This is a genomic window from Gemmatimonadota bacterium (assembly GCA_009838845.1).
Lineage (GTDB): Bacteria > Latescibacterota > UBA2968 > UBA2968 > UBA2968 > VXRD01.
Genome location: VXRD01000086.1, coordinates 1 through 26,705 on the forward strand (window position 1 = coordinate 1; position 26,705 = coordinate 26,705).

The following is a 26,705-nucleotide window of genomic DNA, read 5'->3' on the forward strand; positions in this document are numbered from 1 at the left end:
GACGAATAGACGAATAGACGAATAGACGAATAGACGAATAGACGAATAGACGAATCAACGAAGCATGTGTACGATGTTGTAGGGGACGGCCCCTGTGCCCCCGTATAGAGTCATTACGGGGCAGGCTCCCGTGCGTCATCGCGGCATGGTGTTGAGCCGCGATCCAGAAGGTTTTTGTTTTTTAATTTCCATCAGCAGGTTCGGGGAGTATGCGTTTTATTAAGTGATGTTTGTATCCAAAGCCGGGACCTTCGACTGTGGAGATGTCGATGTGGCCGTTTTGCCGGCGATAGACGCCGGGGTGTACGGCGGCTTCGGGGATTGAGGCTTCGGGGTAAAATTGCATGGCGTTGGTTTCAAAGCCCATGACGGTGCCAGCATGGGCGGTGAGCAGGGCGTGGGGGATTTGTGCGAGCATGGGATTTGTGAGGTCCTGTACCATGAGTGTCATGCCGTGTGCGCGCGCCCAGCAGAGGGAGAGCAGGGCGCCGGTCTGGGTTTTGCAGGTTTTGAGTGCGACGCCGGTCCAGCCGAGTTGCCGCCCCAGGCATATCACGCGCCAGTCGTGCGCGCTTTCGTCCATGAAGAGGGGTTTGCGCGCGGAGATGCTGTGGACAGGGAGGGGGTTTTCAGAGAGTTCATAAGCAAAGGGCTGTTCGACATAGAGGATCATTTGATAGATGCGCGGGTGGTCGGTGAGGAGGCGGTCCAGGATGTCGTTGACGTAATCGACTTGTTGGACGGTGCAGTTGAAGTCTGTACACAACCACATGGCGTTGTTTTCGATGCCGATTTGTCCGATGCGGACGATGCGGTCGTAATCCCATCCGGGTTCTTGTCCGGTGAGTTTGATTTTGAGGCAGGTGATGCCGTCGCGTTGTATCCAGTCGGGGAGGACTACGGGATAGCCGTCGTCGGGTTCATCGCCTGTGCGTTCGGCGTCGTCGAGGAGGTCGTTGCCGCCTACGGCGTGCCATGCGGGCAGGCGGTTTGGTCGCGGGCGGATGAGATAGTTTTCGGGATAGCGATCGGCGAAGTTGTCGTCGATGTCTTCGGCGGTGTCGAGGTAGTGCGAGAGGTCGGCGTTCATGAATTCTGCGTTGTACGTGTCGTAGGTGTCGATGTTGTGGCACATGCCATAGGCGTCGTGCAGGGCGAGGTCATAGGCCGAGGCGCAGACGAGCGCGGATAGGCGGGGCATGTCTCCCGTGGTGTTTTGTTGTTCGATGTTGAAGGCCGACAGGAGGTTGGGGAGGATGTTTTCCTGGACTATGTGGCCGATTTCGATGGGGTGACCGGCGGTGTTGATGTCTGCATAGGCGCGTCCGATTTTGAGGCAGAAGTTTTTCATGGCGGTTTCCCGGATGGCATAAGTGAGGTGTGGCGATGGCCATGCCCAGGGCGCGCTTAAAGGTGTTTCTCCCCAGCCAGAAGCGGTGTTGCCGCGCTGGTCTTCGACGTCGATGCGGACTCTGACGCAGGTGACGCTGTCGAGTTGTTCGGTGCCAAAGCGGTAGGGTATGCGCGTTTGTACGGGGAGGAAGTAGGTGGCGACGGATTTGATTTTTATGTCTGTTGGTTTTGGCATGGGTTTGTCTCACGGAGAATTACAAAGGTATGGACTAATACGTGTCAATCAAGGCTATTAACAGTGCCGTCATTGCGGCATGATGTTAGCCGCAATCCAGAAGGTTTTTTTATTTTAGTGTCCTTTCAAGGGCTTCCAAAAAGCGGTCGTTTTCTCGTTCGGTGCCGATGGATACGCGCAGCGCCTTGTCGAGCATGGGATAGGATGTGACGTTGCGGATGAGTACGCCTTGTTCGATTAGTCCGGTGAAGACGAGGTCTGGATCGGCGACTTCAAAGAGGATGAGGTTGGCGTGTGATGGATAGGGTGTGACGCCTTCTATTTTGTCGAGGGCCTGGAAGACGCGCTCGCGTTCTGAGCAGATGAATGCGATGCGTTTTTGTATGAGGTCTTTGTGGTTGAGGATGGCCATGGCCGCTGTGTGCGAGAAGATGTTGATGTCAAAGGGGATTTTGCCTTTGATGATTTCGTCGCGCAAGTCGGGGTGGGCGATGAGATATCCAATGCGGATGCCCGCGGCGCCAAATGCTTTGGAGAGGGTTTTGAGTACGATGAGGTTGGGGTGTTTGGGCAAGAGGTCGATGGCGGTCTGGTCGTAGAATTCGCCGTAGGCTTCATCGACCATGACGAGGGCGCTGGTGCTGGATAAGAGTTTGTCGAGGTCTGTGTTTGAGATGGCGCATCCCGTGGGGTTGTTGGGGGAGCAGAGGATGATGAGGCGCACGTTTTTTTCGCTGGCAGCGCGACATAGAGCCGGGATGTCGAAGCCGTAGTTTTCTGTGAGGGGTATGTCGAGGACGCGTCCGCTGAATATGTCGGTGTAGAGGCCGTAGAGGGAGAATGAGGGCGAGGGGATGACGACCTGGACACCGGGTGCGGATACGACGCCGAGGACGAGTTGTACGAGGGTGTTCGATCCGTTGCAGACGATGAGTCCACCGGGTTGGACGCCTGCGTGGTCGGCGAGTGCTTCGACGAGGTCCATTTGCATGGGTTCGGGATAGCGCGACCAGGATTTGTTGCGGACAGCGCGCAAGATGTCGTCTTTCAAGCTGTCGGGTACGTCAAACGGGCTTTCGTTTTGATTGAGCTTGATGGGACAATCGTAGGCGGTGAGATGGTACCCGTGCAGGGCGCGGACTTCGGGTTTTATGTTTTGGAGGTAGGTCATGGAATCCTGATCCTGATGGCATTGGCATGGGCGTCGAGGCCCTCGGTTTCGGCCATGCTGATGATGTGGCCCGCGGTTTTTTGCAGGCGTTGGTCGGTGTATTGTAAGATGCTGATGTTTTTGGTGAAGGTGTCAACGCCAACGGATGACGCGAATCGGGCGGCTCCGGCCGTGGGCAGGATGTGGTTGGTGCCCGCATAGTAGTCGCCCACGGGTTCGGATGATGCCGCGCCGAGGAATACGGCGCCGGCATGGCGAACGGTTTGCAGGTGTGCCCAGGGATCGGCGACGATGAGTTCGAGATGTTCGGGTGCGATGCGATTGGCGAGGTCAATGCCTTCGGCAAGGTCGCGCACGACGACGATTGCGCCAAAGCGGTCGAGTGCTTTTTGTATGGCTTCGCGGTGTGTCAGGTCGGCGGCTTGATGGGCGATTTCGTCGGCGATTTGCGTTGCGAGGTCGGCAGAGGGGGTGATGCAGACCGCGGCTTCATATCCGCTGCCGTGTTCGGCCTGTGAGAGGAGGTCGGCGGCGACGTGTTTGGCGTTTGCGGTGCGGTCGGCGAGGACGACGATTTCGCTGGGTCCGGCGATCATGTCGATGTCAACGGTTCCGAAGACGAGTTTTTTTGCGATTTGTACATAGGGGTTGCCGGGTCCGACGAGTTTGTCAACGCGGGGTATGGTGTCGGTGCCATAAGCGAGCGCGGCGATGGCTTGTGCGCCAAAGATTTTGTAGATTTCGCAGATGCCTATGTGATGGGCTGTGGCGAGGACGGCGGGGTGTATGGCGCCGTTTGGCTGCGGGGGCGTGGCGATGCAGAGGTGCGGGACGCCTGCGATTTGCGCGGGGATGGCGGCCATGAGCAGGGTGGAGAATAAGGGGGCACTTGCGCCGGGGATGAGCAGGGCAACGCGTTCGATGGGTAAGATGCGTTTGCCGAGGATGACGCCGTCGCCATCTTCGATGAAGTAGGATGTTTGTCGCTGTGTTTCGTGAAATTTGCGGATGTTTGTCGCAGCTGCGTCTATGATTTCGATGAATTTGGGGTCGGCGTTGCGATGGGCTGCTTTGATTTCGGTTTCGGGTACGCGAATGTCGGTGGCTGTGATGGCTATGCCGTCGTATTTTTTGGTGTACGCGAGGAGGGCGCGGTCCCCCTGTTTTCTTACGGTGCTGACGATTTCTCGCACGGTTGCTTCTTGTTCGGCGGAGAAATCAGGGGTGCGCGAGAGTATGGCGTCGAGTTTTGGGGGTGTTTTGTCGCGGTTGTATTTGATGATTTCGATCATTTTATTACTTCTCGTTTAGTTTCTATCCATCTGGATAGATCAGTCTCTAATTTGGGGTCCAGTTCCAGTGCCCTTTGAAAGTGGTACAGGGCTTTTGGCTGATTGTTCAAGAATCGGGCCGTGATTTTCCCTACAGTGGCGTGTACATCAGCTTGTTTATCGTCTAACTGTAGCGATTGTTCGAGATATCCTGCCGCCTGTTTGTAGTCTTCTCCCTGGAAAGCGATATTTGCCAGAAAATTATAAGCCACAGGTAGTGGGTGAATTTGGGTTGAAAACAAGAAGACTTTCGCTGCCTCTTCCTTTTCCTGGCGGTGGTATAGACGGTAGGCGAGAATGATATACAGATTGGCTGCCTCAACTTCCTTTCCTGAGACGATTTGCCGAGTCCCTTCCTCAAGCACAGATAAAGTTAAATCGGTCACGCCCAATTCCAATAAACTCTGTCCGCTTCCCCAGAGCAGCCAATGCGAACTCAGACTGCGTGCAACCTCTGCCCAGTAAGCCCGGTGTAGTTCCATGGCCTCTTCCCCTCGTTGCCTGTGTATTTCTGATGCAATGAGATGGGCAATTTTCGATTGGGGAAATTGCGCTATCGCTCGTCTGGCCGCCAGCAGACTCTGGTCGAGATCTCCTGCCTGAAGGGCGGAACAGGCTGTCTCCAACAGAGAATCGACACAATGGGGATTTGTCGAGGCCTGTTTCTGCAGGTGTGCTATGCCCTGCTGATAGGCGGCCTCATCCTTTTTTTTAAAAATCATGACAGTTGGATGGTCAAAGCCTACAAACGTCGGTTCACTGCCCTCATCTTTGAACGCTATACTACCCAGAGAGGGATAGTGCCTGAAGCGCTGGACCAAATTAAAACCCAACTCACCATCTACCAATGCCTGGTAGAAAGCCGCACCCCCCGGAACCAGTTCGGGGGCGGCAGTGAATTGTTGATAGCGGTTGACGTCTGTTATGGCTATGTAATCCAGGTGGCGTAGCTGATCCTGTGCAAAAATGAACTCTGCTTTACAGGTTGTGAATCCACGTAATGTAAAGAGCACCCCCATTTTGATTGGACGAACGGAATATTGCTCTGAATTGATCATTCCGCGCATAGAGAACCCACCTCTTTCGACACCGATCCGGCTATTGGCGGGGATGTGTTGGTCTATCCAGCGTGCGGCTTGGATGCGGCTGTCTTCCCGAATATAGAGGCTGGCAAAAGCAACGCCGTAAATAGCGCTGTACATAAATACCGCAGCGCAAATCCCAATGGCCAATTTTCGCACCCGTGCAAATTGAGGGGAGCGGATGAACCAGACGCAAAAATCTGCCGACAAAAGAGCCAGGAAGGGCAGCAGAGGGAGGAGATACCTTATGGGCTTGGCCTGCAAACCACCGATTGCGTAAAAATAGATCCCGATCCAGAGCAAGATCAATCCTTTTTGATGATCTACTTTCCAGAGACTATATGCTAATCCAAAGACGAAGAGGATGGTAAGAGGCCAACCCACCCCCAGAGGCCACAGATGGCTCCAGTGATACAGATAAGGGATGGTGTGGATATCCACCAGGCTCCAGATTGTGAGGAATTCTCCTCGCGCCCATTCCATCGCAAAACCCAGACCGTAAGGATTTGTGCCCTGAAAAATCAGGTCCCGGTCTAATACGAGAAATGGCTGGAGCGCAAGCAGACACAACACGGTTGATAGACCCGCCAGCCAAATAGAGGGTGTCAGGACAGCTTTTAATTGCCGCTGACGAGTGATATGGCCGACCAGCAATATAAATCCCGCTGATAAGCCTATCAGGCGCACGGCGGCACTGAGTCCGATCAATATGCCCGTCAATACAAACCACCGCCAATCAGGCCGTTCCAATGCTCTTAAAAGGACATACACGGTGGCCAGAATCAGCAGGGTAAACAATCCATCTACGGTATAGAAATGGGCCAGTTGGATTGCCATTGGGGCTACGGCTACGACGCAAACAGCGAGCAGACCCGTCAGGTCACTGAACCACCGGGCACCCAATAACCAGACCAGATACAGGGTCAGACAAGAAACCAGTACCGATAGGATACGAGCGGTGAAATATACATATCGGACCCTATCGGGTGATTTCTGGTTTGTAAAGTCCTGGCGCAAAATAGTGCTGTTAAATTCCAGTACACCTCGCAAAAGATAGATGGGCAGCATACCATAGCTGGTGATTTTGGGGGCGAGGGGATCAATGGGATCTAAAGCGGCCTGGATGAGGGCCGTTTCGTCGGGATGGAAATGGTAAAATGCTCTTTCATATTGGCTTGCCCCATCTATTACAAACGAACTGTCCCCTCTGGTCAATCCCACAAAGCGCAGCGAACAGCCCAGTATGATGCATAATACTACACAGTGAGAAATTTTGATCTGCTTCCTGATCCCACGCATGGGTTAGGTTCCTGAATGGTCTTTCAAATAAGTTTCTTGGCTGAATCCACTGGACGCCTGCTTAAAACATGCAGAGCCTGCCCCTGTATGCTCTAAGCAGGGGCGTGACGAACGGGAGTTGTCATTGCGGCAGGGTTTTAGCCGCAATCCAGAAGGTTTTGCTTTTGTTTTTATCCTGCCCATCCTTTCATCCTGCCCATCCTGATGAACTGGTCTGGAAAACGACCAGTTGTACACCGCTTCAGACAGAGGTTTTCAATAGATCACTTTATTCAAAGGATACTCTATAATCCCCTCGGCGCCCGATTGTTTGAGTTTTGGTATGAGGTCGCGCACGATGCGTTCATCGACGATGACTTCGATGGCGACCCAGTTTTCGTCGAGTAAGTTGGCGATGGTGGGGTTGTTGAGCGCGGGTAGATTTTTGACGATTTGAGCGAGATCGGCGCGGCGTACGTTCATTTTGAGGCCGACTTTGTCTTCGGCGTTGAATGCACCGATGAGGAGGGTGGCGATGTGTTGCGCTTTTTCGCGTTTCCACGCATCGCTATAGGCATTTTTGTTGGCGATGAGTCTGGGCGTGGTTTCAAACATGGTGTCTATGACGCGCAGGTTGTTGGCGCGCAAAGAGGATCCGGTTTCGGTGAGTTCGGCGATGGCATCGACGAGGCCGGGCACGCGGACTTTGGCTTCGGTGGATCCCCAGGAGTATTCGACTTCGGCGGTTATGCCGTGGTTTTTGAGGTGGTTGCGCGTGGCTGTGACGAGTTCGGTGGCGATGCGCTTGCCCTGCAGGTCCTGGATGGTCTGGATGTCCGAGTCTTCGGGTACTGCGATGATCCAGCGCGCGGGTTGCGATGTGGTTTTGCTATAGGCAAATTCGGCGATTTCGATGATGTCGGCTTCGTTTTCCAGGATCCAGTCAATGCCGGTGAGTCCAATGTCGAGGACGCCGCGTTCGACGTAGTGCGCGATTTCCTGGGCGCGCAGAAATAAGCCTTCGATTTCGGGGTCGTCGATGACGGGCGTGTAGGACCGGTGGCTGGTGCGGATGCGATAACCGGCTTTGGCAAATAGGGTGAGCGTAGATTCCTGAAGGCTTCCGGAGGGAAGGCCGATTTTTAATATGGGCATGGGGGATCTGCTCCTATATTTAACACATAAATCAAATGAGCCATCGGGCACAGCGCGCAAGTCCGTATCTGTTAAAGATAAGATTTTTTGTTTTTTTTGGGAAATTATATGCATATAATTATGAAAATCGAGTTCCTCCAGAAGAATTGACCTGACAATAGGAGTTTAATCATGGGAAAATCACATCTCGTCGGTTTGATTACGGATACACACGATAATAAACATGCGGTTGAGAAGGCTATGAGGCTTTTCAATGCGCGCGATGTGGGGCTGGTGCTACACGGGGGCGATTATATCGCGCCGTTTAATGCGCGCTGGATGGGCGATTTGACGGTGCCTTTTGTCGGGGTTTTTGGGAATAACGATGGGGAGAAGTTCGGTTTGCGGGCACTTTTTGAAGATCTGGGACCGATTCACCGCCCGCCTTATGTACACGAATGGGAGGGCAAGCGCATTTTGATGTTGCACGAGCCAGATGAGGTGGATGCTCTGGCGAATAGCGGTGCTTATGATGTGATTTTTTACGGGCATACGCACGAGATTGATGTGAGAAGAGGAGATACGCTGGTGATTAATCCGGGAGAGGCGTGTGGGTGGACGACGGGGCGGGAGACGGTGGGGATTCTGGATTTGAATGCGATGGATGTGGAGATTGTGGAATTGTGACGAATCAACGAATCAACGAATCAACGAATCAACGAATCAACGAATCAGCGGAACGATGTACAACCAGTCGCCTCTCAGAGCCTGCCCCACAAGTGGGTAATGTGGGGCCAGTTCATAGACAAATAGGCCGTCATTGCGGCATGCTGTAAGCCGCAATCCAGAGGTTTTGGGTGGCAGGGCGGGGTTCGTCTATTCGTCTATTCGTCTATTCGTCTATTCGTCTATTCGCTGAAAGGATAGTATCTTGGCTGATGTATCGCAAAATTCCGCGGACCTCAACACTATTCGCGAGCATATCGACGGTATTGTGGCGCTGATGCCCAGAGAGCCTGGTGTGTACATTATGAAGGGCGATGAGGGGCAGATTATTTATATCGGCAAGGCAAAGGTGTTGCGCAGCCGGGTGCAGCAGTATTTTCGTCCGAATGCCCATGATGGGCGGCGGCAGTTTCGGGCACTGGTTCGCAATGTGCGCGATTTGGAATATATTGTTACGGATACGGAGTTGGAGGCGTTGATTTTAGAAGCGAATTTGATTAAGGCACACAAGCCGCGCTACAATATCAGTTTGAAGGACGATAAGAAGTATCCGTATATCCGCATTACAAAGGAGGCGTTTCCCCGCGTTGTGGTGACGCGCGATGTGGTGAAGGATGGGTCGCGCTATTTGGGTCCTTATACGGATGTGCGGGCGATGCGGCGCATGGTGGAGACGATGCACCGGTTGTTTCGGATTCGGAGTTGTGATTACGATTTGCCAAAGGCCAATGTGCGGTTGTGTCTGGATTACGAGATCAAGCGGTGCGATGGGCCCTGCGAGGGGTTGATTGTGGCAGACGCGTATCAGAAGATTGTGGATGAGGCGGTGTTGTTTTTGACGGGGCGGCATACGCAGGTTATGGTGACGCTTAAAGAGCGGATGAGGCGGGCGGCAGAGGCGCTGAGGTTCGAGGAGGCGGCGATTTATCGGGATCGCATTCAGGCGCTGGAGCAGGCTTCGAGCCGGCAAAAGGTGGTGTCCAATGATTTGACGGATTGGGATGCGATTGCGGTTGCGCGGGAAGATGACGAGGCTTGCGGGGTGGTGATGGAGGTGCGCGATGGGCGGTTGATCGGGCGACAGAATTATTTTCTCGGCGGGGTGCTGGATGCGTCTGAGGAAGAGGTGGTTTCAAAATTTGTGCAGTTGTTTTACGCGACGGCTACATTTGTGCCGCGAGAGGTGTGCCTGCCAGGTGATATCGAGGATCGGGAGACGGTGCTCGATTGGCTCACAGAGCGTTCAGAAGGCGGGGTTGAGATGCGCGTGCCCCAGCGGGGGGATAAGTTTCGGCTGATAAAGATGGCGGAGAATAATGCGCGGCTGTTGTTGACGGAGCGGCGGTTGAAGCGCGAGAATCGCAGGTCGCAAGCGCCCGCAGCCGTGCAGGCGCTTCAGCGCGATTTGCATCTGGAGAAGCCGCCGCGGTGGATTGAGGCGGTGGATATTTCAAATATTCAGGGGTCGGATCCGGTGGCGTCGCTGGTGTGTTTTGTGGATGGCAGGGCGCGAAAGCGCGAGTACCGGCATTTTAAAATTACGGGGATTGAAGGTCCCAATGATTTTGCGATGATGCAACAGGTGGTGACGCGGCGGTTTAAGCGGCTGATGGAGGAGGGCAAGTCTTTTCCGGATTTGCTGTTGGTTGACGGGGGCAAGGGTCAGCTTTCGAGTGTGGTTGAGGCGCTGCGAGCGTTGGGGATTGAAGATCAACCGGTGATTGGGCTGGCGAAGCGGTTGGAGGAGGTGTTTTTGCCGGGTCTGTCCGATCCGCAGAATATTCCGAAGTCGTCGTCGTCGTTGAAGTTGTTGCAGATGTTGCGCGATGAGTCGCACCGGTTTGCGATTGAATACCACCGCAAGTTGCGACAGAAGCGGACGCTGACTTCGGAGTTGGACGAGATTCCCGGGGTGGGTCCGTCGCGGCGCATCGCACTGTTGAAGCATTTCGGTTCGGTGAAGCGGATCCGAGAGGCAGAGGTCGAAGAGGTGGCAGAGGTCGAGGGGGTAGGGTTGCGGTTGGCTGAGGTGATTTGTGAGGGGTTGAAATAATGTCTATAGAACAGATACAAATTGCCCCTGAGTTAGAACGGGCGTTGCAGCGGTTTCTCGATTCTGTGACGCTGGAGCGCGGGTTGTCGGATAATACGGCGCGTGCTTATGAGCGCGATTTGAGCCGGTATTTGACGCTGTTGACCGATTTGGGGATCCGCGCGCCGGATGAGATTTCTCAGACAGAGGTATCCGCGCTGTTGAATTTGCTTTCGGAGATGGGGCTGGAGGCGTCGAGTGTGGCGCGCAATTTGACGGCGGTGCGGATGTTTCACCGGTTTTTGTTGGGGGAGGGTCTCGCGCGCCGGGATCCGACGGAGCATTTGAAGCCGCCTAAGTTGGGGCGAAAGCTGCCTTCGGTGCTGAATATTTACGAGGTTGAGCGGTTGATGCTGGCACCGGATGTGGAGACGCCCCTGGGGTTGCGCGATCGCGCGCTTATAGAGATGCTTTATGGGGCGGGGTTGCGGGTGTCGGAGTTGATCGGGTTGTCGCAGGTGGATTTGTTGTTTGATGTGGAGGTGATTCGGGTGCTGGGCAAGGGCGGGCGCGAGCGGGTGGTGCCGATTGGGTCAGAGGGTATTGAGTGGGTGTCAGAATATTTGGATGCGGTGCGTCCTGGTCTGGTTAAGCCCCATACCGGGGTTGAGGTGTTTTTGAATTTTCGCGGTGGTCCGTTGTCGCGGATGGGCGTGTGGAAGGTGCTGAGGCAATACGTGGTGCTGGCGGGGTTGGAGAAGAAGGTGAGTCCGCATACGTTGCGGCATTCTTTTGCGACGCATTTGCTGGAGGGTGGCGCAGATTTGCGGGCGGTGCAAGAGATGCTGGGGCATGCGGATATTTCAACGACGCAGATTTATACCCATGTCGATCGGGAGTATTTGAAGGAGGTGCACCGGACGTTTCATCCGAGGGCATGAGGGGTGTGAAGAGGCCTCACACGAGCGGGGTACAACTGGCCGTCTCTCAGGCCAGTTCACGACATAAAGACACAAAGGTACGGAACGATAAAGGCACTCGTCATCGCGGCATGTTTAAAGCCGCGATCCAGAAAGTTAGGTGCTTTCATGACCTCTGCAAGAGGCGTGGTTTTATATTGCGGGAGAAATATTTTACCTTATTTTTTCCGTATTCGCAGTATTCGCAGTATTCGCAGTATTCGCAGTATTCGCAGTATTCGCAGAGAAAACCATTTTACAAGGGAGGCTGTTATGTTTCGAGATATTTGTCGCGTGTTCGCGTTGGCACTCGTGGCTGGTGTGATGTGGGGTAATGCACAGATCACGAGTTCTTCCGCGATGGCCGCCGATGACGAGGATGCGCTCACAAAAGCTTATGTAATGAAGGCCATTGAGCGTTACCAGCGCGATGGGCGGGAAGCCACACTCGCATACTACAGTAGCCGAGAAAGCATCGAAGGCGAGCGGTTCATGTATATCATTGATCCGCAACAAAGCGTCATACTGGCAAGTGGTTTATCCGCAGGCGTCGGTGCGCCCGCGCCCACCCTCGGTCCAGTCACTCCGGAAGGCATCTGGATGGATCATCAAAGTATTCATCCCATAACCCGACAGTTAGGCCCCAAGCGCAGCTTCCTCATTCGGCACGATGATCTCGTTTTCATGGCCGGGCATTTCACGTTGCAAGAAAATCTGGCCGACGTCACCCGCAATTACATCGCCAAAGCGATCGCGCACTACGACCGAGAGGGCCTGGAAGCGACCATCGCGTATTACAACAGCCGGGAAAGCGTGGATGGGCATTTTTACCTGTTCCTCATCGGGGCCGATGATCTCTACCTGGCGCATCCCATTTTCCCGCACCTGATCGGCACGGACATCAAGGACGTGGTGGGTTCGGACGGTTACGAACTGGGGAAGGAGATCGCCAAGGCGACCGCGGAAGGCCATTGGGTGGAATACCTGTGGCCGAATCCGGTAACACAGCGGGAAGAACACAAGGCGGCCTGGGTGGTGCGCCACGACGGGCTGATCTTCGCCTCGGGCTACTACACCTCGGACATCGAGGCGGGACCGCCGCCCTGGCAGGGTGCCGATCCGAGGGAGTACACCGTGGCGTACGTGCAACGGGCCATTGAACGCTACGAGCGCGACGGCCTGGAGGCGATGAAGGCCTACTACAACAGCGTGGCCTCCATTGAGGGCGAGTGGTATTTGTTCGCCACCGACGCGGACGACATCTATCACGTCCACCCGCTGATTCCCAGCCTGATCGGCACGGACCTCAAGGATGTGGTGGGTTCCGATGGCTACGAACTGGGCAAGGCGCTGGCCAAGGCGGAGGAAGGCGTGGGCGTTTGGGTGGACTACCTGTGGCCGCATCCTGTGACGCTGGCGGAGGTTCCCAAGGTGGGCTACGCCATTCGGCGCGATGGGATGATTTTCGCTTCGGGCTATTACCCTGCCCCAGAGAGTCCCGAAGCGGGCACCAAGGCATACGTGCAGGCTGCCATAGACAAGTACAAACAGGAGGGCCTGGAAGCCACCGTCGCCTATTACAGCAGCCGGGAGAGCATCGAAGGCCAATGGTCTTTGTTTCTGATTGACCAAGAGGACCTCGTCGTTGTCTTTCTTGTTGCGCCCGGAGCGGTGGGTCTCAACATCGAGAATATTAAGGTACCCAGCACCGGATTTGAACTTGGCAAAGAAATAGTGCGTGCGACCGAGGCCGGGCACTGGATTCACTACCAGCGGCCCCACGTGAGAACCGGCGTAATCCTGGATGCACATGCATGGGTGATTCGCTACGATGGCCTGATTTTCGGGTCGAGCTACTTTGGCGAACCGGCGGGCGATTGAGAAGCCTTTGTCTCGCATTATTACGCGCGAGCAGGCGACAAAACTCCATCGCTTATGGCTGCGTTTGAAGCGCAGCCATAAGTAGCTTTAACCGTTTTTGCACCACGCAATATTAGAGGATGTAATCATGGCGGAAGTCAGGCAGGTAAATGAGGGTATTCGCTACGAACCAGAGGACAAATGTCCCCGGTCTGTAGCCATACTATCTGCCGTTCAGATGGCATCGCCAAATATCGTCATGGTCGTGGTGTTTACGACTGTGGTCATTCGATCATCGGGCGAGACCGGGGCCTATTTGCCGTGGGCCGTGTTTATGGCCTTGATAACGTGCGGATTCACGTCAATTATTCAGGCTTTCCGTGGTCGAATTGGGACTGGACTTCTCATTTTGACGGGTTTCAATATCCCTTTTATTGCGATCTCTACGCTTGCCTTAGAAAAAGGCGGACCGGGCTTGCTGGCGATTTTGACCGTTGTCTCGACGCTCGTTCAGTTGGTGCTCACGATGTACCTTCCGCTGTTGCGCCGAATATTTACGCGAACCGTCAGTGGCACAATTGTGATGTTGGTCGCAGCTACGGCAGCTCCCTTCCTGTTTAACGATGTTGTGAAATCGACACAGGATTTGCCCGTTGATCGCGTTATCGCGACCCTGACAATATCTTTGCTTGTTGGGGTACTGATAATTTTGCGTGCGCCACAGATCTGGCGGCTGTGGATAGTCGGTATCACCATTTTGGCGGGTCTGCTTGTCGCAGTGCCTTTGGGGTTGTACGATAACAGCGGTGTGGTCGAAGCTGCCTATATCGGTTTTCCCGTTCCCGTCTGGGAAGGTTTGGATTTGACCTTTGGCGTTGAATTTTGGGGACTTCTGCCGGCTTTTATCTTTGTCGGTTTGGTGACTTTTGTGAAGGCTGTTGGGGATATTGGCGTGATCCAAAGAGCTTCGCACCGAGAGGTACAGGCACAGGATTTCAGAGTTGTTCAAGGCGGTCTCAATGCCTATTCCGTGGGCAATTTGATCGTGGGCTTTCTGGGCATTCCCTCTGCCACGACGCCCTGGGCACTCACTGCAACGTATGTCTCTCTTACAGGCGTGGCTACGCGGATAGTGGGTGTGTACATGGGGTTGTTTATGGTCGGGGTGGCATTTTTGCCCAAGTTGGGGGCTTTTCTCATTGCGATTCCGAGTCCGGTTCTGGCGGCTGTCTATATCATCGTATTTGGCGGGCTTTTCGTGGAAGGGGCAAAGGTGGCGTTCGATGATAAGATTGATCATCGCAAGAGTATCGTCATCGCGGTATCGATAATGGTTGGGCTTTCTTCTGGGAGTATTGCTGGATTTTTTGACGGGTTTGTGCACGAGTTGCTCGATAGCGGGGTTACGGTGGGAAGCCTGACGGTTATTGGCATGACGCTTTTGGTGGAGCTGACCGGTTCGCGGCGGAGAAAAATTCAAGTGCCGCTGGAGTTGTCTGCATTGCCCGCGATTGACGAGTTTCTCGTTGCGTTTGCCGAGAAATACGGTTGGACGGAGAGCGGGCAATACCGCCTGCGTTCGGTAGGGGAAGAGATGCTGGTGAGTCTTGTGACGCAGGATGAAAAGGAATCTTCCAGTACATCGCGGCAACTGATCATGGGTATTCGCATGGATGATGGGGTAGCAGAGGTTGAATTTCTGGCGGCTTCGGATGGCGAGAATATCGAAGACCAGATCGCGTATTTGGGTGAGGATGCGTATGCCGAGGATGATCACGAGTTTTCGATCCGGCTTTTGCGGCATTACGCTTCATCGGTGCATCATCGGAAGTATGAGGGGATCGATGTTATTACGGCTCGGGTGGAGAATGCGATGTGAAAGGCGGATAGACGAATAGACGAGAAAAGCGCGAATAGACGAATAGACGAATCAAGAAATCATCAACCTTACATATCAACCAACCCAATCAAAAGTGTCGTCATTGCGGCAGGGTGTTAGCCGCAATCCAGAGGTTTTGGGTGGTAGGGCGGGGTTCGTTGATGAACTGGCCTGAGAGACGGCCAGTTGTACCCCGTTCCGTTGATTCGTCTTTGCGTTCATAAGGTGAGAAATTTCGGATAGGTAGTCAGGTTTTCGAGGCCGTCTTCGGTGACGACGGCGAGGTCTTCGATGCGCACGGCGCCCCGGCCCGGGTAATAGAGGCCCGGTTCGATGGTGACGATGTGCCCGGCGCAGAGGGTGTCCGGGGTTTTGCCGATGCGCGGGGGTTCGTGGATTTCGAGGCCCAGGCCGTGACCCGTGCCGTGAAAGAATCCCTGCATGCGGCCGTCTATGTTGCCGGTTTCGAAGTTGCGGTTTTCAAATAGTTCTGTGAGTGCCCGATGGATGGCCTGGCCGTCTGCTTCTGCGCGGACGCTGTCGAGGACGAGGTTTTGTCCGGCGAGGACTGCGTCGTAGATGTTCTGGAGGTCGGCAGAGGGTTCGCCTTTGACGACGGTGCGGGTGAGGTCGGCGAAGTAGCCGGTGGTGTTCGAGCGGGGGAAGATGTCGATGATGATGGATTTGTGCGCGTGTAGTGGGCCGGTGCCTTCGTTGTGGGGGTCGCAGGCCTGGTCGCCACCGGCGACGATGGTGTGACCGGCTGTGTAGTCGCGTTCGAGGAGGAGAAATTTTATTTCGCGTTTGACGGTTTCCGATGTGAGGGGTTCGCCGTTGTGGTAGAGGAGGTCGCCGCGGATTTCCGAGTTGCGGATGAGGGTTATGGCGGCGTCCATTGCGGCTTCGGTGTGTTGTTGGGCTTCGCGGATGTATTCGATTTCTTCGGGGGTTTTGATTTCCCGGTCGGGCCAGTACGCGCCTTCTGGAAATGCCACTGTGTATCCGCGTTCGCGCAAGTCGTCTGCCGTGGCTATGGCAAAGGCGCGGGGGACGTTCAGGTGGGTGATGTTTTTTTCCCGTAGTACTTCGTGTAAGGCATCGATTTGAGAGGGTTCTTCATCGGTGTCCTTTTTTTTTGCTTTTTCCTGGTATTCGGATAGGGAGAGTACATGATCGACCTGGGCCTGGGCGCGCGCGCGGTCGCGTTCCAGGTCGGACATGAGGAGGTGTTTTTTTGCGCCGATTTGAAAGAAGATGAAGGGGTCGGGCGCGAGAAAGCGCGTGGCGTAGTACATGTCGGCGTCGGTTTCGCTGGCGGCTATCATGAGCCGCGCTTCAGAGGTACTCATTATCTATATCCTTATATTTTCAGGGACAGGAAACGACGGCCACCATCGCGCGTGATGACTGAAAATGCGGCGTTTTTTCCTTTTTTGAGTTTGGATACGGCGGTCTCAAAGTCGTGTACTGTTTTTATGTCCTGTTGAAAGGGGCTTTGACGCACGCCATAGATGATGTCGCCTTCGCTAAAGCCGGCGTTGCGCGCTTCGCGGGAGATGTCGGTGACGACCACGCCTGTGGTATTTTCAGCAATGCCGTATTCTTCGATCATTTTCGCGGTGATGTCGTGGACGGTGAGGCCGATTTCTGAGATGGATGCATTTTCTCGTTCTTTTTCGGGCGCGTCATCTGCACTGGCCAGGTCTTCGGGCAGGTGTTCGCCCAGGGAGACGCGCACGGTCAAGTTTTCGGTGTTGCGCCTGATGGCGAGTGTCACGGTGTCGCCCGGGTGTTTGCGGGCGACCAGGCTCTGGAGATGGTTGGGGCGATTGACGGGTTTACCATCTACTGAGAGGATGATGTCGCCTTCTTTGAGGTTGGCTTTTGCGGCCGGGGTATTGGGCAGGACAGCGTTGATGAGTACGCCTTTGGGACGGTCAAGGCCAAAAGCTTCTGCTGTGCCCGCATCTACGGAACCGAGGTTGATGCCGATATAACCGCGTTTGACTTTGCCGTGTGCGATGATGTCATCCATTACTTTTTTGGCGAGGTCTATGGGTACGGCAAAGCCATAGCCGATGAAGGATCGGTTGGATGTGGCAATGGCTGTGTTGACGCCGATGACTTCGCCGTTGAGGTTGACGAGGGCACCACCCGAGTTGCCGGGGTTGATGGCGGCGTCGGTCTGGATGAAGTCTTCGATGCTCAGGCCCCGCGGGTCGTTGATGATGTTGATGTCGCGGCCAACGGCACTCACGATGCCCGCTGTGACTGTGGATTTGAGGTTGAGGGGCGCGCCTACGGCGAGTACCCATTCGCCAATTTCAATGTCGTCTGATTTGCCAATGGTTGCGGGTTTTAGTCCCGTGGCGTCAATTTTGATGACGGCGATGTCGGTGCGCGGGTCAGAGCCGACGAGCTCGGCGTCGTATTCGCGGTTGTCGCTGAAGGTGACGGTGAGTTTTTCGGCGTCGCCCGCGACGTGGTGGTTGGTGAGGATGTAGCCGTCGGCAGTTATGACGATGCCCGATCCCGTGGTTTGCGGGTCTGGCAGGGGTTGTGGTCTTCGGTCTGGCCTTCGATTTGGCCGTTCTTCAAATTCAAAGGGGAAGGGGAAGCCGCGGCGGCGAGGCCTGTCCTCTGCACTGAGGGTGACGTTGATGGTTACGACGGATGGGGTGACTTCTTTGGCAATGGCTTTGAAGGCGGTGTTATACGCTTTGATTTGGGCAATGGCCTGTTTTTCTTCGGGTGTGAGTGCGGCTTCGCCCGTATAGGCGGGGGACAATAGCAGTGCGATGAGGCACAATAGCGCGATGGTGCGGTGTTTCATAGCGGGTACTCCTTTTGGGAATTAAGTGGTTTTGATTGTCATTGCGGCATGTCCCCTGCTTAAGGCATGCAGGGGCATGCGTTAGCCGCAATCCAGATTTTTTACCACTTATAAGTTATGCAATTTCTATTTTCGACGATTAGACCCACGACCCCGTCCGATGGTTCCGAAAATCGGAGGCAAACCCCCAGACTGGACCCCGTATAGAATCACTACGGGGTGACGATTGTCATCGCGGCCCCTGCTTAAACCATGCAGGGGCAGGCATGGTGTTGAGCCGCGATCCAGAAGGTTTTCTTGACTACTTTCTACAAATCGTATTGATCAATCTTCCTGTACAGCGTGCGTACGGCCATGCCGAGTAGTTTTGCCGTGCGTTCTCGGTGGCCTCCGGTTACGCGCAGGGCATTGGCGATGGCTTCGCGTTCGAGTTCTCGCAAGGGGCGTATGTCTTCTTCGGTAGGCTCAGGTTTAAAACCTGCACCTACGGTTTCTTTGATTTCTGTGTCTTCTATGGGTGTGTCATAGACGGGCAGGACGGGCGTTGGTGTATTTTGTACAGGCGTTTGCATGCTTTGCATCAAATAGGCTTTGAGTTCTTTGATGTCTTTGGCGACTTCGAGTATGGCCCAATAGAGCAGGTCGCGATCGGATTCTGCAGGTGTTTTGCCCGCGAGGACGGGGAGATAAGAGGGTTCTGTCACCGGGGATGTTTGGAGATATTGCGCGAGGTCCAGGGCGGATATGTGTCGGGTTTTGGATAGGACCATGAGGCGTTCGATGAGGTTGATGAGTTCCCGGACATTGCCCGGCCAGTGGTACTGTTGTAGCGCGTTCATCGCGTCGGGTGCGAATTCTATGGGGGGCATGCGCAGTTCGGCGCTTTGTTTTTGGATGATGTTTTGCGCGATGAGGGGGATGTCATTGGGATGGGTGCGCAGTGGGGGCATTTCGATTTCTATGACGCGAAGGCGCTGGTAGAGGTCTTGCCGAAATTTGCCTTCGGCAACGGCTTGTTGCAGGTTGCGATTGGTGGCGGCTATGACGCGGACGTCAACGGCTATTGGGGCGGTGCTGCCCAGGCGGGTGACTTCTTTGGCGTCGAGGACGCGCAATAAGCGCACCTGTGCAGAGAGCGACATTTCGCCGATTTCATCGAGGAAGACGGTGCCGCGATTGGCGGCTTCAAAGATGCCGGACCGCTGCGTGCGCGCGTCGGTAAATGCGCCTTTTTCGTGGCCGAAGAGTTCGCTTTCGAGAAGGGTTTCGGGTATTGCGCCGCAGTTGATGATGAGAAATGGTTCGTCGCTGCGCGCGCTTTGCCGGTGGATGGCTTCGGCGATGAGGTTTTTTCCGGAGCCGCTTTCTCCTGTGATGAGTACGCTGACGGGGGTGGGCGCGATTTGTGCCACGCTTTCCCGGATTTGTTGCATGGCGTCCGAGCGGCCGAGGATGGCGGTGTCGGGCCGGGTGCGCTTTTGCGTCAGGGCGTCCTGCAATTCTGCGGGGATGAGTGGATAGGAGAGCAGGGCATCGGGGTCTAAGGTTGTTTGGAGTTGCGTGCCGTCTTGCGTGGTGATGACGAAGACGGGGATTTTTTCAGGTCGGTCGGATAATATGTCGGCGAGTTGCACTTCGGGCAATGTGGTTTCGTCCAGGATGAGCAGGTCAAACTGGTTTTCTGAGAGCAGTTTTCTGGCGGGTCTCACGCTGTTGGTCACAAGGGTTTGCCAGCCGAGTTCTTCGAGTGCAGCGCGCAGGTCCCGGCCCAGTGCAGTGGGCTGATCGACGATGATGAGGGCTTCTTTTTGGTCGGTGGACATGATTATAATATGGTTAGTGATTTTGTTTGTCATCGCGGCAGGGTTGTAGCCGCGATCCAGAGGTTTTGCCGTTGCCTTTCGCCTTTGACTTTATCCCGTTCATCCTTTCATCTTGTAAATCCTGATTCTGACTGTGCTTGTATTTGCTGAATGCGTTTCTCCGCCGCAATACCATAATTACTGGCTGCGCCGTGGCTGCGTTTGATGGCTTCGAGTTCTTGTATGGCTTGTTCGATGTTGTTCTGTGCCGCATAGCAGTCCGCTATTTTCATTTGTGCAGATGCGATCCACATCGGCCCCGCGTTCTGGTTGTAGCGCAGGATTAAAAATTCTCGGAGTGCGTTGTCATAGTCGGCCAGTTCAAAATAATTTTCTGCGATGGAATACTGGACGCTGGCTTTTTCGTCTTCCACAGTTACGAGTTTGAGCAGGGGGCGAAGTTCTGCAATGGCTTGTTCGTGGTCGCCTTTGTTGGGCAGGTAAATGGTGCCGATGTCGATGCGGGCGCTTAGGGCAAGGCGGTCCTGGGGAAATTCTCGGATGAGTTGGCGCGCAAAGTTGATGGCGAGGTCGTAAGCGTTGAGGTTGCTGTAGTTTTTTGCGAGTTTGTGGAGGATGCCGGGTTTTTCGGATTTGGCGACGCCTTTTTCTATGGCGTTGCGATATGCGCGTGCAGACAGGTTGTATTCTTCGTTGCGTTCCCAAAATGCGGCGAGTTCGAGGTTGGCATCTACCCAGTGCGGGCTGTCGGGATAATTTTTTATGAAGGCGCTGAGGGCGTTGAGATAGGGTTCGTTGTTGCCGTCTTTGTCGGGTCCTTCGTCGCGATAGGCGCGGATGATGTAATAGCGCGCGTCGGCTTCTGCTTCGGTTCTGGCGTATTTTTTCGAAATGTCTTCAAAGATTTGTCGCGCTTTTTTGGGGTTTTTGACGGCGAGTTGATATTTGCCTTTTTCCACTTCAAAGCGGGCGACCCATTCGGTTGCTGTTTTATAGGTTTTTTTGAATTGGCCCGCGGCTTTGTTGGCTTCGCTGATGCGCCGGAGGCGGTAGAGGCTCAAGACTTCGCGGGCGGCCATGGTTTCGTTGCGCGCGATTTCTGGTATGCGCTGGTACGCGGCGATGGCCTGGGCGTATTTTTCCGTTTGAAAGAGGAGGTCGCCCACGGATTGGTCCGCCTGTGTGCCGAGCGGGCTGTCGGGATATTTTTTGGAGAATTCGCGGAAGGCGGTGAGGGCTTCTGATGTGCGGTTGAGATGTGTCAGGTGTTCGGCGCGCGTGTAGGCGATGCTGTCGGCGTCGGGTGCTTGTGGATATTTTCGGAGGTACATGTTATAAGTTGTGATGGCTTTGTCGCGCTGGTTGTTTTGCGCATAGGATTCGGCGAGGCGGCGCAGTAATTGGGGGGTGGTGTTGTGGGTGATCAATCGTTCGTCTATTTCTATGGCGCGTTGATAGTTGCCCAGGCGGTGGTGGCTTTCTGATAGGAGCGAGCGGGCAGATCGCTGGAGTGCGAGCGTTGGAGATGCGGACAGGAGTTCGGAGAATGCTTCGGCGGCGCTGGCGTAAAATTCCCGGTCGAGGAGTATGCGCCCCAGTTGAAATTGCGCGTGGGATGACAGGTCGCTCTGGGGATAGTTGAAGAGAAAGTTTTTCAGGGTTTCTTCGGCGCGCGCGTGTTGTTGTTGCTGCGCCTGACACAAGCCGATGCCGTATGTGGCTTTTTCTTTTTGTGTGGGATTGTCGGCGTTTTTTTGTACCTGGAGGTACAGGCTCAGGGCGCTGTCGATGTGGGTGTTGGAAAAGTGGGCGTCGGCGATTCGCAGGAGCAGGGCGGGGCTGTTGGCATGTGTTTTGCGATATGCGCGATATGCGCTCAGGCGCGTTTGTGCGCGGAGGGTGTCGGGCTGTATGTGGGCTGTTTCTGTGTGTATGACTGCGAGCGCGGCGTCTTTTGTGTGGTCGTTGTCGGGGAATTTTTGGATGAGTATTTTGAGTGTTGTGAGGCCCTTGTTTTGCCATTCGTCTGGGGATTTGTTTTCAAGGGTGGCTCTGCGCGCCTGTTTCAGGTAGCTGGTGCCGAGGAGGTAATAGGCTTCAGATGCCCAGGGGGGTGCGTTGCTGAATGCCGATTCATTGGGTATGGGTGTGTCGTCATCAGGTGATGTATCATTATTAGATGTGTCGTTGGATGTTGGGGCGAAAGATTTTTCGCCCGTACTGGATGTATCGTCAGATGTGTCGTTGGTTACAGGTGCGTCGTCAGGTGAAGATAATGCTGCGAGTGCGGCTTCGGCTGCGCGTGCGGCTTCGGCCGCAAGGGCGAGTGTGTCGTCCGATGTGGTTGCGGGTGTGTTTTCGGGTGTTTTGTCTGTTTCTTCGACGAGTATGTGTTCATAGGCTGAGGGGGGTATCCCCCGGGCTGTTAGCGCGGTTTCGAGGTGGGTGATTGCGCGGTTGTAGTGTTTTTGGTTGTAGAAGGTTTTGCCGAGTTTTAGTTGCGTGTGTGCGTCGTCGGCGATGCCGGGGAGGGTGGCTATCAGTTCGACCCAGATGCGGTCGCGGTCGGTTGTGGTGCCAAATTCCGTGAGGATCTGGATGCGCGTTTCCGCTGTTTCGGCGCGCGAGGCGTCGCCGTGATTTTTGATGTAGGTGCGGTATTCTCGCAGTGCGCGTGCGGGGTCTCCGGTTTTTTCAAATACGCGGGCAAGGCCGTATTGACCTTCGGCGGCGTAGTGCGCGATTGGGCTGTTGATCAGGGTGCGATAATTTTCGGCTGCGAGGTCGTACCAGTGCAGGTCTTCACAGATTTGCGCGATGTGCAGTCGTGCATTGGCTTTTTCGATAGGGGATTGTATGCGGGTCAGGTATGTTTGATAGGCAGATAATGCCTTTTGGTGCGTTCCAAGCGCGCGCCATAAGTTTCCGATGTCGCCATAGGCCTGGATGCTGATGTCTGTGTCTGGATATTTTTCCTGAAGATTTTTGAATGCGTCCAGGGCATTGCGATAATTTTTCAGGTCTGCAAATGTGCGGCCATAGCCTATCAGGGCATGGGCGTGGAAGGGGCTTTTGGGGTAGGTTCTTAGAAATGCGGCGTAGCGCTGTAGCGCACTTTCGCTTTTGCCGAGTTTGCGTTTTGCATTTGCACTTCCCAACAGGGCTTGTTGGCGACGGGTGTTGTTCGGTATTGTTCCGAGGGCGTTGTTATAGGTTTTTTCAGCGCTTGCCCAGTCGTTTTTGCCGGCGTGCCACGCGCCTGTGATGAGGTGCGAGTTCTGGGCGGCGGGTGTTGCGGGATATCTGGCGCGCAGGTTTGCAAAGATGCGTTCTGCTTCCGAGAGGTTGTCGCGCGATAGGGCGATGTTGCCCATTTCGAGGAGGGCGTCGGGTTTGCGTTTTGCAGGACCGGGACGTTCGGCGAGGGTGCGAAATTGCACGAGGGCTTCTTCGGTGCGCGATTCTTCGAGTAAGACGCTGCCCAGGTTGAAGGTGGCTTCGTTGATCAGAGGCGATTTGGGATATTGTTCGACGAGTTGGCGAAAGGCCGCGCCCGCTTCTGATAAGGCACCGCCTTTGTGGTAGTTCTCGCCAGCGGATAGGAGGTCCTGAGGCGCGTTTGTCGAGGCGGGATAGGCCGCGTGTACATCGCGATAGGCTGCACCTGCTCGGGTGTGTTCTCCAAGTTGGCTGAGTGCATTGGCGCGTGCGCGCATTGCATTACCTACTTCGATGTGGGTGGCGTAGCGGTCGATGAATTGCTGAAAGGCTTCGAGTGCGAGGTCGTATTGTTCGGCTCTGGCAAGCGCCAATCCAACGCGCAGCATAGCATCGGGCAGTCGCTTGCTGGTGGGAAAGTTGATGATGAATTGCTTGTATTCCCGCGCGGCATCGGCATAGAGTCCATCGTCGAAGATCCGAGTGGCGAGTTCGTAATGGGCGTTTTCATCCTGGGTCCCCTGCGCACAGAGGTGGGATGAGATGCCGAGGAGGAGGATGCAAAATGCAGTGGTGATACCACGGGTTAATGTGTTTATAATAAGGATCATGAAAAGTGTGAAGGTTGAAGGTTGAAGTGTGAACAACCGTAGGGGCGAGGCATGCCTCGCCCGTCATCGCGGCAGGGTGTAAGCCGCGATCCAGTGGTTTTGAGGTTTTTGTCCTGCCTCCCGAATGTATCACATTTTACAAAAGGCGTCAATGGGAGATAGTGTTTTGAAAATTGTCGAATACGCATATGCAAAGCTCAATTTGGGGCTGAAGATTCTCGGGCGGCGCAGCGATGGGTTTCACAATATTTTATCGGTTTTTCAGACTGTGGATCTGTGCGATCGCCTCGTTTTTGAGCCAGCGGGACAGGGGCAGATTATTTTGTCGTGCGACGATGCGGATTTGCCCACAGGTCCAGAAAATCTGGTCTATAAGGCGGTTCTGGCGTTTCGGTCTTATACGGGGATGGATTGCGGGGTTGAGGTTGTGATAGAGAAGCGGATTCCGATGGCGGCGGGTTTGGGCGGGGGGAGTTCAGATGCAGCGGCTGTGTTGCGGGTTTTGAATCGGGCGTGGGAAGCGGGTCTTTCAGGTGGCGAACTGCGCGAGATAGGCGCGACTTTGGGGTCCGATGTGCCGTTTTTTGTGCGGCAAAAGGGTACGGCAGTGGTTTCGGGACGGGGAGAGATTATGCGGTATGTGCCGTGGTCTGCAGATGTGGCTTATGTGCTGGTTTGTCCGGGGTTCCAGGTGCATACGGGCTGGGCGTTTGCGAATTATAAAAAGACCTTGACAGGGCATGGTGAATATGATAGTTTCATTAATTCTGTAAAAGATTTGCCTGTTTCGGGTTTTTGGGGGCGTATTGAGAATGATTTTCTGCCTCTTATCGTTCAATCGCATCCGGAAACGCGCGATATTTTGTCGCGGTTGACAGATGCCGGCGCGATCGTTGCGTCGATGTCTGGCAGCGGTTCTACGCTGTACGGTGTTTTTGAGTCTCGAGATGTTGCCGAGGCTGTTTGGGCAGGGTTTAAAGCCGATCAGTTTCGGGCGTTTTTGTGTTGTCCCGTTTGATTTACGTAGGGGCGGTGCCTGTATAGAGGCATTACGGGGCAGGCTCCAGGGTGTCATCGCGGTATGGTTCCCTGCTCAATACCATGCAGGGACATGCTTGAGCCGCGATCCAGAAGATTTTGGAGAATATCATGTCCGATCAAGTTTCTCTCAATGTAGATGTTCGCACGGAAGCTGGCAAGAAGGTCGCCAAAAAGTTGCGCTTTCGCGGTCAATTGCCCGCGGTTGTCTATGGCGAAGGTGCCGAGTCTGTTGCCTGTTCCGTGGATCAGCGCAGGTTGACGGATTTGTTGAAGGCGCACGGTCGCAATGCCATTATTTCGCTGAGTGCGGGCGATACAAGCCAGAGTACGATTATTAAGGATATTCAGTATCATCCCGTGCGCGATGAGATTTTACATGTGGATTTTCACCGCATTGATTTGACGCGCAAGATTGTGGTTGAGGTGCCCCTTCACGCTACGGGGTCGGCTGTTGGCGTGCGGATTGGCGAGGGGATTCTGGAACAGATGTTGCACGATCTCGAGGTCGAGTGCCTGCCCACAGAGATCCCCGATCATATTGAAATCGATGTGTCGGATTTGGATATCGGGGATTCGCTGCACGTTTCGGATATTGTCGTGGATGGCGATGATTTTTCTATTGTGACGGATAGCGACCGCACGATTTTTGCGGTGGCTGCGCCCTCGCTTGTTATTGAAGAGGAAGAGGAAGAGGCGGACGAAGAAGGATTGGTCGCTGAGGGCGAAGAAGGCGCTGAGGGCGAAGAAGGCGCAGAAATGCAGGAGCCAGAGCTTATTGAGCGCGGCAGACGCAGCCGCGATGACGAAGAAGGCGATGAGTCGTAGTGTAAAGGCGATTGTGGGGTTGGGCAATCCGGGCGCGCGCTATGCACAGACGCGCCACAATGTGGGGTTTTGGGTGGTTGATGCGCTGGGCAAAGGTGCACTATGGCATGCCTTTGAATTTTGTACGTGGTGCAGGTTTTCAGATGATCTGGTGCTGGTTAAGCCGCTGACGTATATGAATAAGAGCGGTTTGGGTGTGGCGGAAATTGTGCGGTGTTTTCAGGTTGCACGGGCAGATGTTCTGGTGGTGGTTGACGATGTGCATATAGATTTGGGTCGGTTGCGCTTTCGGCGCGCGGGCAGTCACGGTGGGCACAATGGTTTGCGGTCTGTTGAATGCGCGTTGGGGGCTGCAGATTTTCCGCGGTTGCGCATCGGTGTTGGGCAACCCGCCCGGTTGGATGGCATGATTGATTACGTGTTGGGTGAATTTACATTCGAAGATCGGGATGTGATTACAGATGCGGTTGGGCAAGCGGTTAACGGCGCGCTTTGCTGGGCAAGAGAAGGTATTGAATTAGCTATGAACAGGTATAATGCGCGTTAATGGAGCTTTTTATGATTGTCGATTTGGCACCTGTGCTGGGCGTGGTTGGGCTGGTTTGCGCTGGTTTGATTTATCTCTATGTTGCCAGACAATCAGAGGGCACGGAGCTGATGCGGGAGATCGCGGCGGATATCCAGGATGGTGCCGTGACCTTTTTGAAGCGCGAATACAGCGTGCTCGCCGTTTTTATTGTGCTGGTGTTTGCGCTGGTGTGCTGGGGTATCAATTTGCCCACGGCCATATCTTTTTTGGGCGGCGCGCTTTGTTCGCTTTGCGCGGGTTTTATCGGGATGAAGGCGGCGACCAAGGCGAATGTGCGGACGGCTTATGCCGCCAGTCAAAGTGGGCGGGATAAGGCGTTGAATGTCGCGTTTTCTGGCGGGGCAGTGATGGGACTGTCTGTGGCAAGTCTGGGGCTTTTTGGCGTGGGCTTGCTTTTTTATTTTTACGGCAAACCCGATCAGGCGGCTATGATTAATGGTTTTGCTATGGGTGCGAGTTCTATTGCGCTCTTTGCCCGGGTTGGGGGGGGTATTTATACCAAGAC

General features: G+C 54.5%; 18 protein-coding genes. 9 read left to right on the forward strand and 9 right to left on the reverse strand.

What is annotated here, in order from left to right:
- Positions 1-181: 181 nt before the first annotated feature.
- The 5 genes from F4Y39_10895 to F4Y39_10915 all read right to left on the reverse strand — a co-directional run bounded on the left by F4Y39_10895 (position 182) and on the right by F4Y39_10915 (position 7,605).
- Positions 182-1,588 (reverse strand): hypothetical protein, encoded by a 1,407-nt coding sequence (locus tag F4Y39_10895; GenBank protein ID MYC14221.1) that lies wholly within the window; start codon positions 1,586-1,588, stop codon positions 182-184.
- A gap of 109 nt (positions 1,589-1,697) precedes the next feature.
- Positions 1,698-2,759, reverse strand: coding sequence for a histidinol-phosphate transaminase (gene hisC, locus F4Y39_10900; GenBank protein ID MYC14222.1), 1,062 nt, complete (start codon positions 2,757-2,759; stop codon positions 1,698-1,700).
- Positions 2,756-4,051 carry a histidinol dehydrogenase gene (gene hisD / locus F4Y39_10905; protein MYC14223.1) on the reverse strand — a complete coding sequence of 432 codons (1,296 nt, stop codon included), beginning with the start codon at positions 4,049-4,051 and terminating at the stop codon, positions 2,756-2,758. Before hisD ends, hisC begins: the two co-directional genes overlap by 4 nt.
- Positions 4,048-6,471 (reverse strand): phospholipid carrier-dependent glycosyltransferase, encoded by a 2,424-nt coding sequence (locus tag F4Y39_10910; GenBank protein MYC14224.1) that lies wholly within the window; start codon positions 6,469-6,471, stop codon positions 4,048-4,050. Before F4Y39_10910 ends, hisD begins: the two co-directional genes overlap by 4 nt.
- A 255-nt stretch (positions 6,472-6,726) precedes the next feature.
- Positions 6,727-7,605: an ATP phosphoribosyltransferase gene (locus F4Y39_10915; protein MYC14225.1), complete on the reverse strand. Its 879-nt coding sequence runs from the start codon at positions 7,603-7,605 to the stop codon at positions 6,727-6,729.
- Positions 7,606-7,776: 171 nt separating this feature from the next.
- Here F4Y39_10915 and F4Y39_10920 point away from each other — a divergent pair, with 171 nt between their 5' ends.
- The 5 genes from F4Y39_10920 to F4Y39_10940 all read left to right on the forward strand — a co-directional run bounded on the left by F4Y39_10920 (position 7,777) and on the right by F4Y39_10940 (position 15,040).
- The gene (locus F4Y39_10920; GenBank protein MYC14226.1) at positions 7,777-8,271 is read left to right on the forward strand and encodes a metallophosphoesterase; all 495 of its coding nucleotides are present in this window, start codon (positions 7,777-7,779) and stop codon (positions 8,269-8,271) included.
- A gap of 241 nt (positions 8,272-8,512) precedes the next feature.
- Positions 8,513-10,363 carry an excinuclease ABC subunit UvrC gene (uvrC, locus tag F4Y39_10925; GenBank protein ID MYC14227.1) on the forward strand — a complete coding sequence of 617 codons (1,851 nt, stop codon included), beginning with the start codon at positions 8,513-8,515 and terminating at the stop codon, positions 10,361-10,363.
- Complete coding sequence (gene xerD, locus F4Y39_10930) at positions 10,363-11,283, forward strand: site-specific tyrosine recombinase XerD (GenBank protein ID MYC14228.1); 921 nt, start codon at positions 10,363-10,365, stop codon at positions 11,281-11,283. Before uvrC ends, xerD begins: the two co-directional genes overlap by 1 nt.
- Positions 11,284-11,574: 291 nt before the next feature.
- On the forward strand, positions 11,575-13,182 hold the full coding sequence (locus F4Y39_10935; protein ID MYC14229.1) for a hypothetical protein: 1,608 nt from the start codon (positions 11,575-11,577) through the stop codon (positions 13,180-13,182).
- A gap of 127 nt (positions 13,183-13,309) precedes the next feature.
- Positions 13,310-15,040 carry a hypothetical protein gene (locus F4Y39_10940; GenBank protein MYC14230.1) on the forward strand — a complete coding sequence of 577 codons (1,731 nt, stop codon included), beginning with the start codon at positions 13,310-13,312 and terminating at the stop codon, positions 15,038-15,040.
- 218 nt (positions 15,041-15,258) lie between these two features.
- On the opposite strand, the gene F4Y39_10945 is transcribed toward F4Y39_10940, so the two are convergent.
- From F4Y39_10945 to F4Y39_10960, 4 genes are all read right to left on the reverse strand, one after another.
- Complete coding sequence (locus F4Y39_10945) at positions 15,259-16,389, reverse strand: aminopeptidase P family protein (GenBank protein MYC14231.1); 1,131 nt, start codon at positions 16,387-16,389, stop codon at positions 15,259-15,261.
- An 11-nt stretch (positions 16,390-16,400) separates the two neighbouring features.
- Positions 16,401-17,873: a Do family serine endopeptidase gene (locus F4Y39_10950; protein ID MYC14232.1), complete on the reverse strand. Its 1,473-nt coding sequence runs from the start codon at positions 17,871-17,873 to the stop codon at positions 16,401-16,403.
- 308 nt (positions 17,874-18,181) lie between these two features.
- Positions 18,182-19,729, reverse strand: a complete 1,548-nt coding sequence (locus tag F4Y39_10955; GenBank protein ID MYC14233.1) for a sigma-54-dependent Fis family transcriptional regulator — start codon at positions 19,727-19,729, stop codon at positions 18,182-18,184.
- A gap of 74 nt (positions 19,730-19,803) precedes the next feature.
- The gene (locus F4Y39_10960; protein ID MYC14234.1) at positions 19,804-23,745 is read right to left on the reverse strand and encodes a tetratricopeptide repeat protein; all 3,942 of its coding nucleotides are present in this window, start codon (positions 23,743-23,745) and stop codon (positions 19,804-19,806) included.
- Between the two features lie 124 nt (positions 23,746-23,869).
- Between F4Y39_10960 and ispE the strand changes: the two genes are divergently transcribed.
- The 4 genes from ispE to F4Y39_10980 all read left to right on the forward strand — a co-directional run.
- On the forward strand, positions 23,870-24,763 hold the full coding sequence (gene ispE / locus F4Y39_10965) for a 4-(cytidine 5'-diphospho)-2-C-methyl-D-erythritol kinase (protein MYC14235.1): 894 nt from the start codon (positions 23,870-23,872) through the stop codon (positions 24,761-24,763).
- Between the two features lie 131 nt (positions 24,764-24,894).
- Positions 24,895-25,611 (forward strand): 50S ribosomal protein L25, encoded by a 717-nt coding sequence (locus F4Y39_10970; GenBank protein ID MYC14236.1) that lies wholly within the window; start codon positions 24,895-24,897, stop codon positions 25,609-25,611.
- The gene (locus F4Y39_10975) at positions 25,562-26,158 is read left to right on the forward strand and encodes an aminoacyl-tRNA hydrolase (protein MYC14237.1); all 597 of its coding nucleotides are present in this window, start codon (positions 25,562-25,564) and stop codon (positions 26,156-26,158) included. Before F4Y39_10970 ends, F4Y39_10975 begins: the two co-directional genes overlap by 50 nt.
- A partial coding sequence (locus tag F4Y39_10980) for a sodium-translocating pyrophosphatase (protein MYC14238.1) occupies positions 26,158-26,705 on the forward strand: 548 nt, incomplete at its 3' end. The genes F4Y39_10975 and F4Y39_10980, both read left to right, overlap by 1 nt.

Coding starts and splice junctions, on each gene's coding strand:
- F4Y39_10895 (MYC14221.1), bottom strand. CDS start 1,588: ATGCCAAAACCAACAGACATAAAAATCAAATCCGTCGCCACCTACTTC.
- hisC (MYC14222.1), bottom strand. CDS start 2,759: ATGACCTACCTCCAAAACATAAAACCCGAAGTCCGCGCCCTGCACGGG.
- hisD (MYC14223.1), bottom strand. CDS start 4,051: ATGATCGAAATCATCAAATACAACCGCGACAAAACACCCCCAAAACTC.
- F4Y39_10910 (MYC14224.1), bottom strand. CDS start 6,471: ATGCGTGGGATCAGGAAGCAGATCAAAATTTCTCACTGTGTAGTATTA.
- F4Y39_10915 (MYC14225.1), bottom strand. CDS start 7,605: ATGCCCATATTAAAAATCGGCCTTCCCTCCGGAAGCCTTCAGGAATCT.
- F4Y39_10920 (MYC14226.1), top strand. CDS start 7,777: ATGGGAAAATCACATCTCGTCGGTTTGATTACGGATACACACGATAAT.
- xerD (MYC14228.1), top strand. CDS start 10,363: ATGTCTATAGAACAGATACAAATTGCCCCTGAGTTAGAACGGGCGTTG.
- F4Y39_10935 (MYC14229.1), top strand. CDS start 11,575: ATGTTTCGAGATATTTGTCGCGTGTTCGCGTTGGCACTCGTGGCTGGT.
- F4Y39_10940 (MYC14230.1), top strand. CDS start 13,310: ATGGCGGAAGTCAGGCAGGTAAATGAGGGTATTCGCTACGAACCAGAG.
- F4Y39_10945 (MYC14231.1), bottom strand. CDS start 16,389: ATGAGTACCTCTGAAGCGCGGCTCATGATAGCCGCCAGCGAAACCGAC.
- F4Y39_10950 (MYC14232.1), bottom strand. CDS start 17,873: ATGAAACACCGCACCATCGCGCTATTGTGCCTCATCGCACTGCTATTG.
- F4Y39_10955 (MYC14233.1), bottom strand. CDS start 19,729: ATGACAAACAAAATCACTAACCATATTATAATCATGTCCACCGACCAA.
- F4Y39_10960 (MYC14234.1), bottom strand. CDS start 23,745: ATGATCCTTATTATAAACACATTAACCCGTGGTATCACCACTGCATTT.
- ispE (MYC14235.1), top strand. CDS start 23,870: ATGTATCACATTTTACAAAAGGCGTCAATGGGAGATAGTGTTTTGAAA.
- F4Y39_10970 (MYC14236.1), top strand. CDS start 24,895: ATGTCCGATCAAGTTTCTCTCAATGTAGATGTTCGCACGGAAGCTGGC.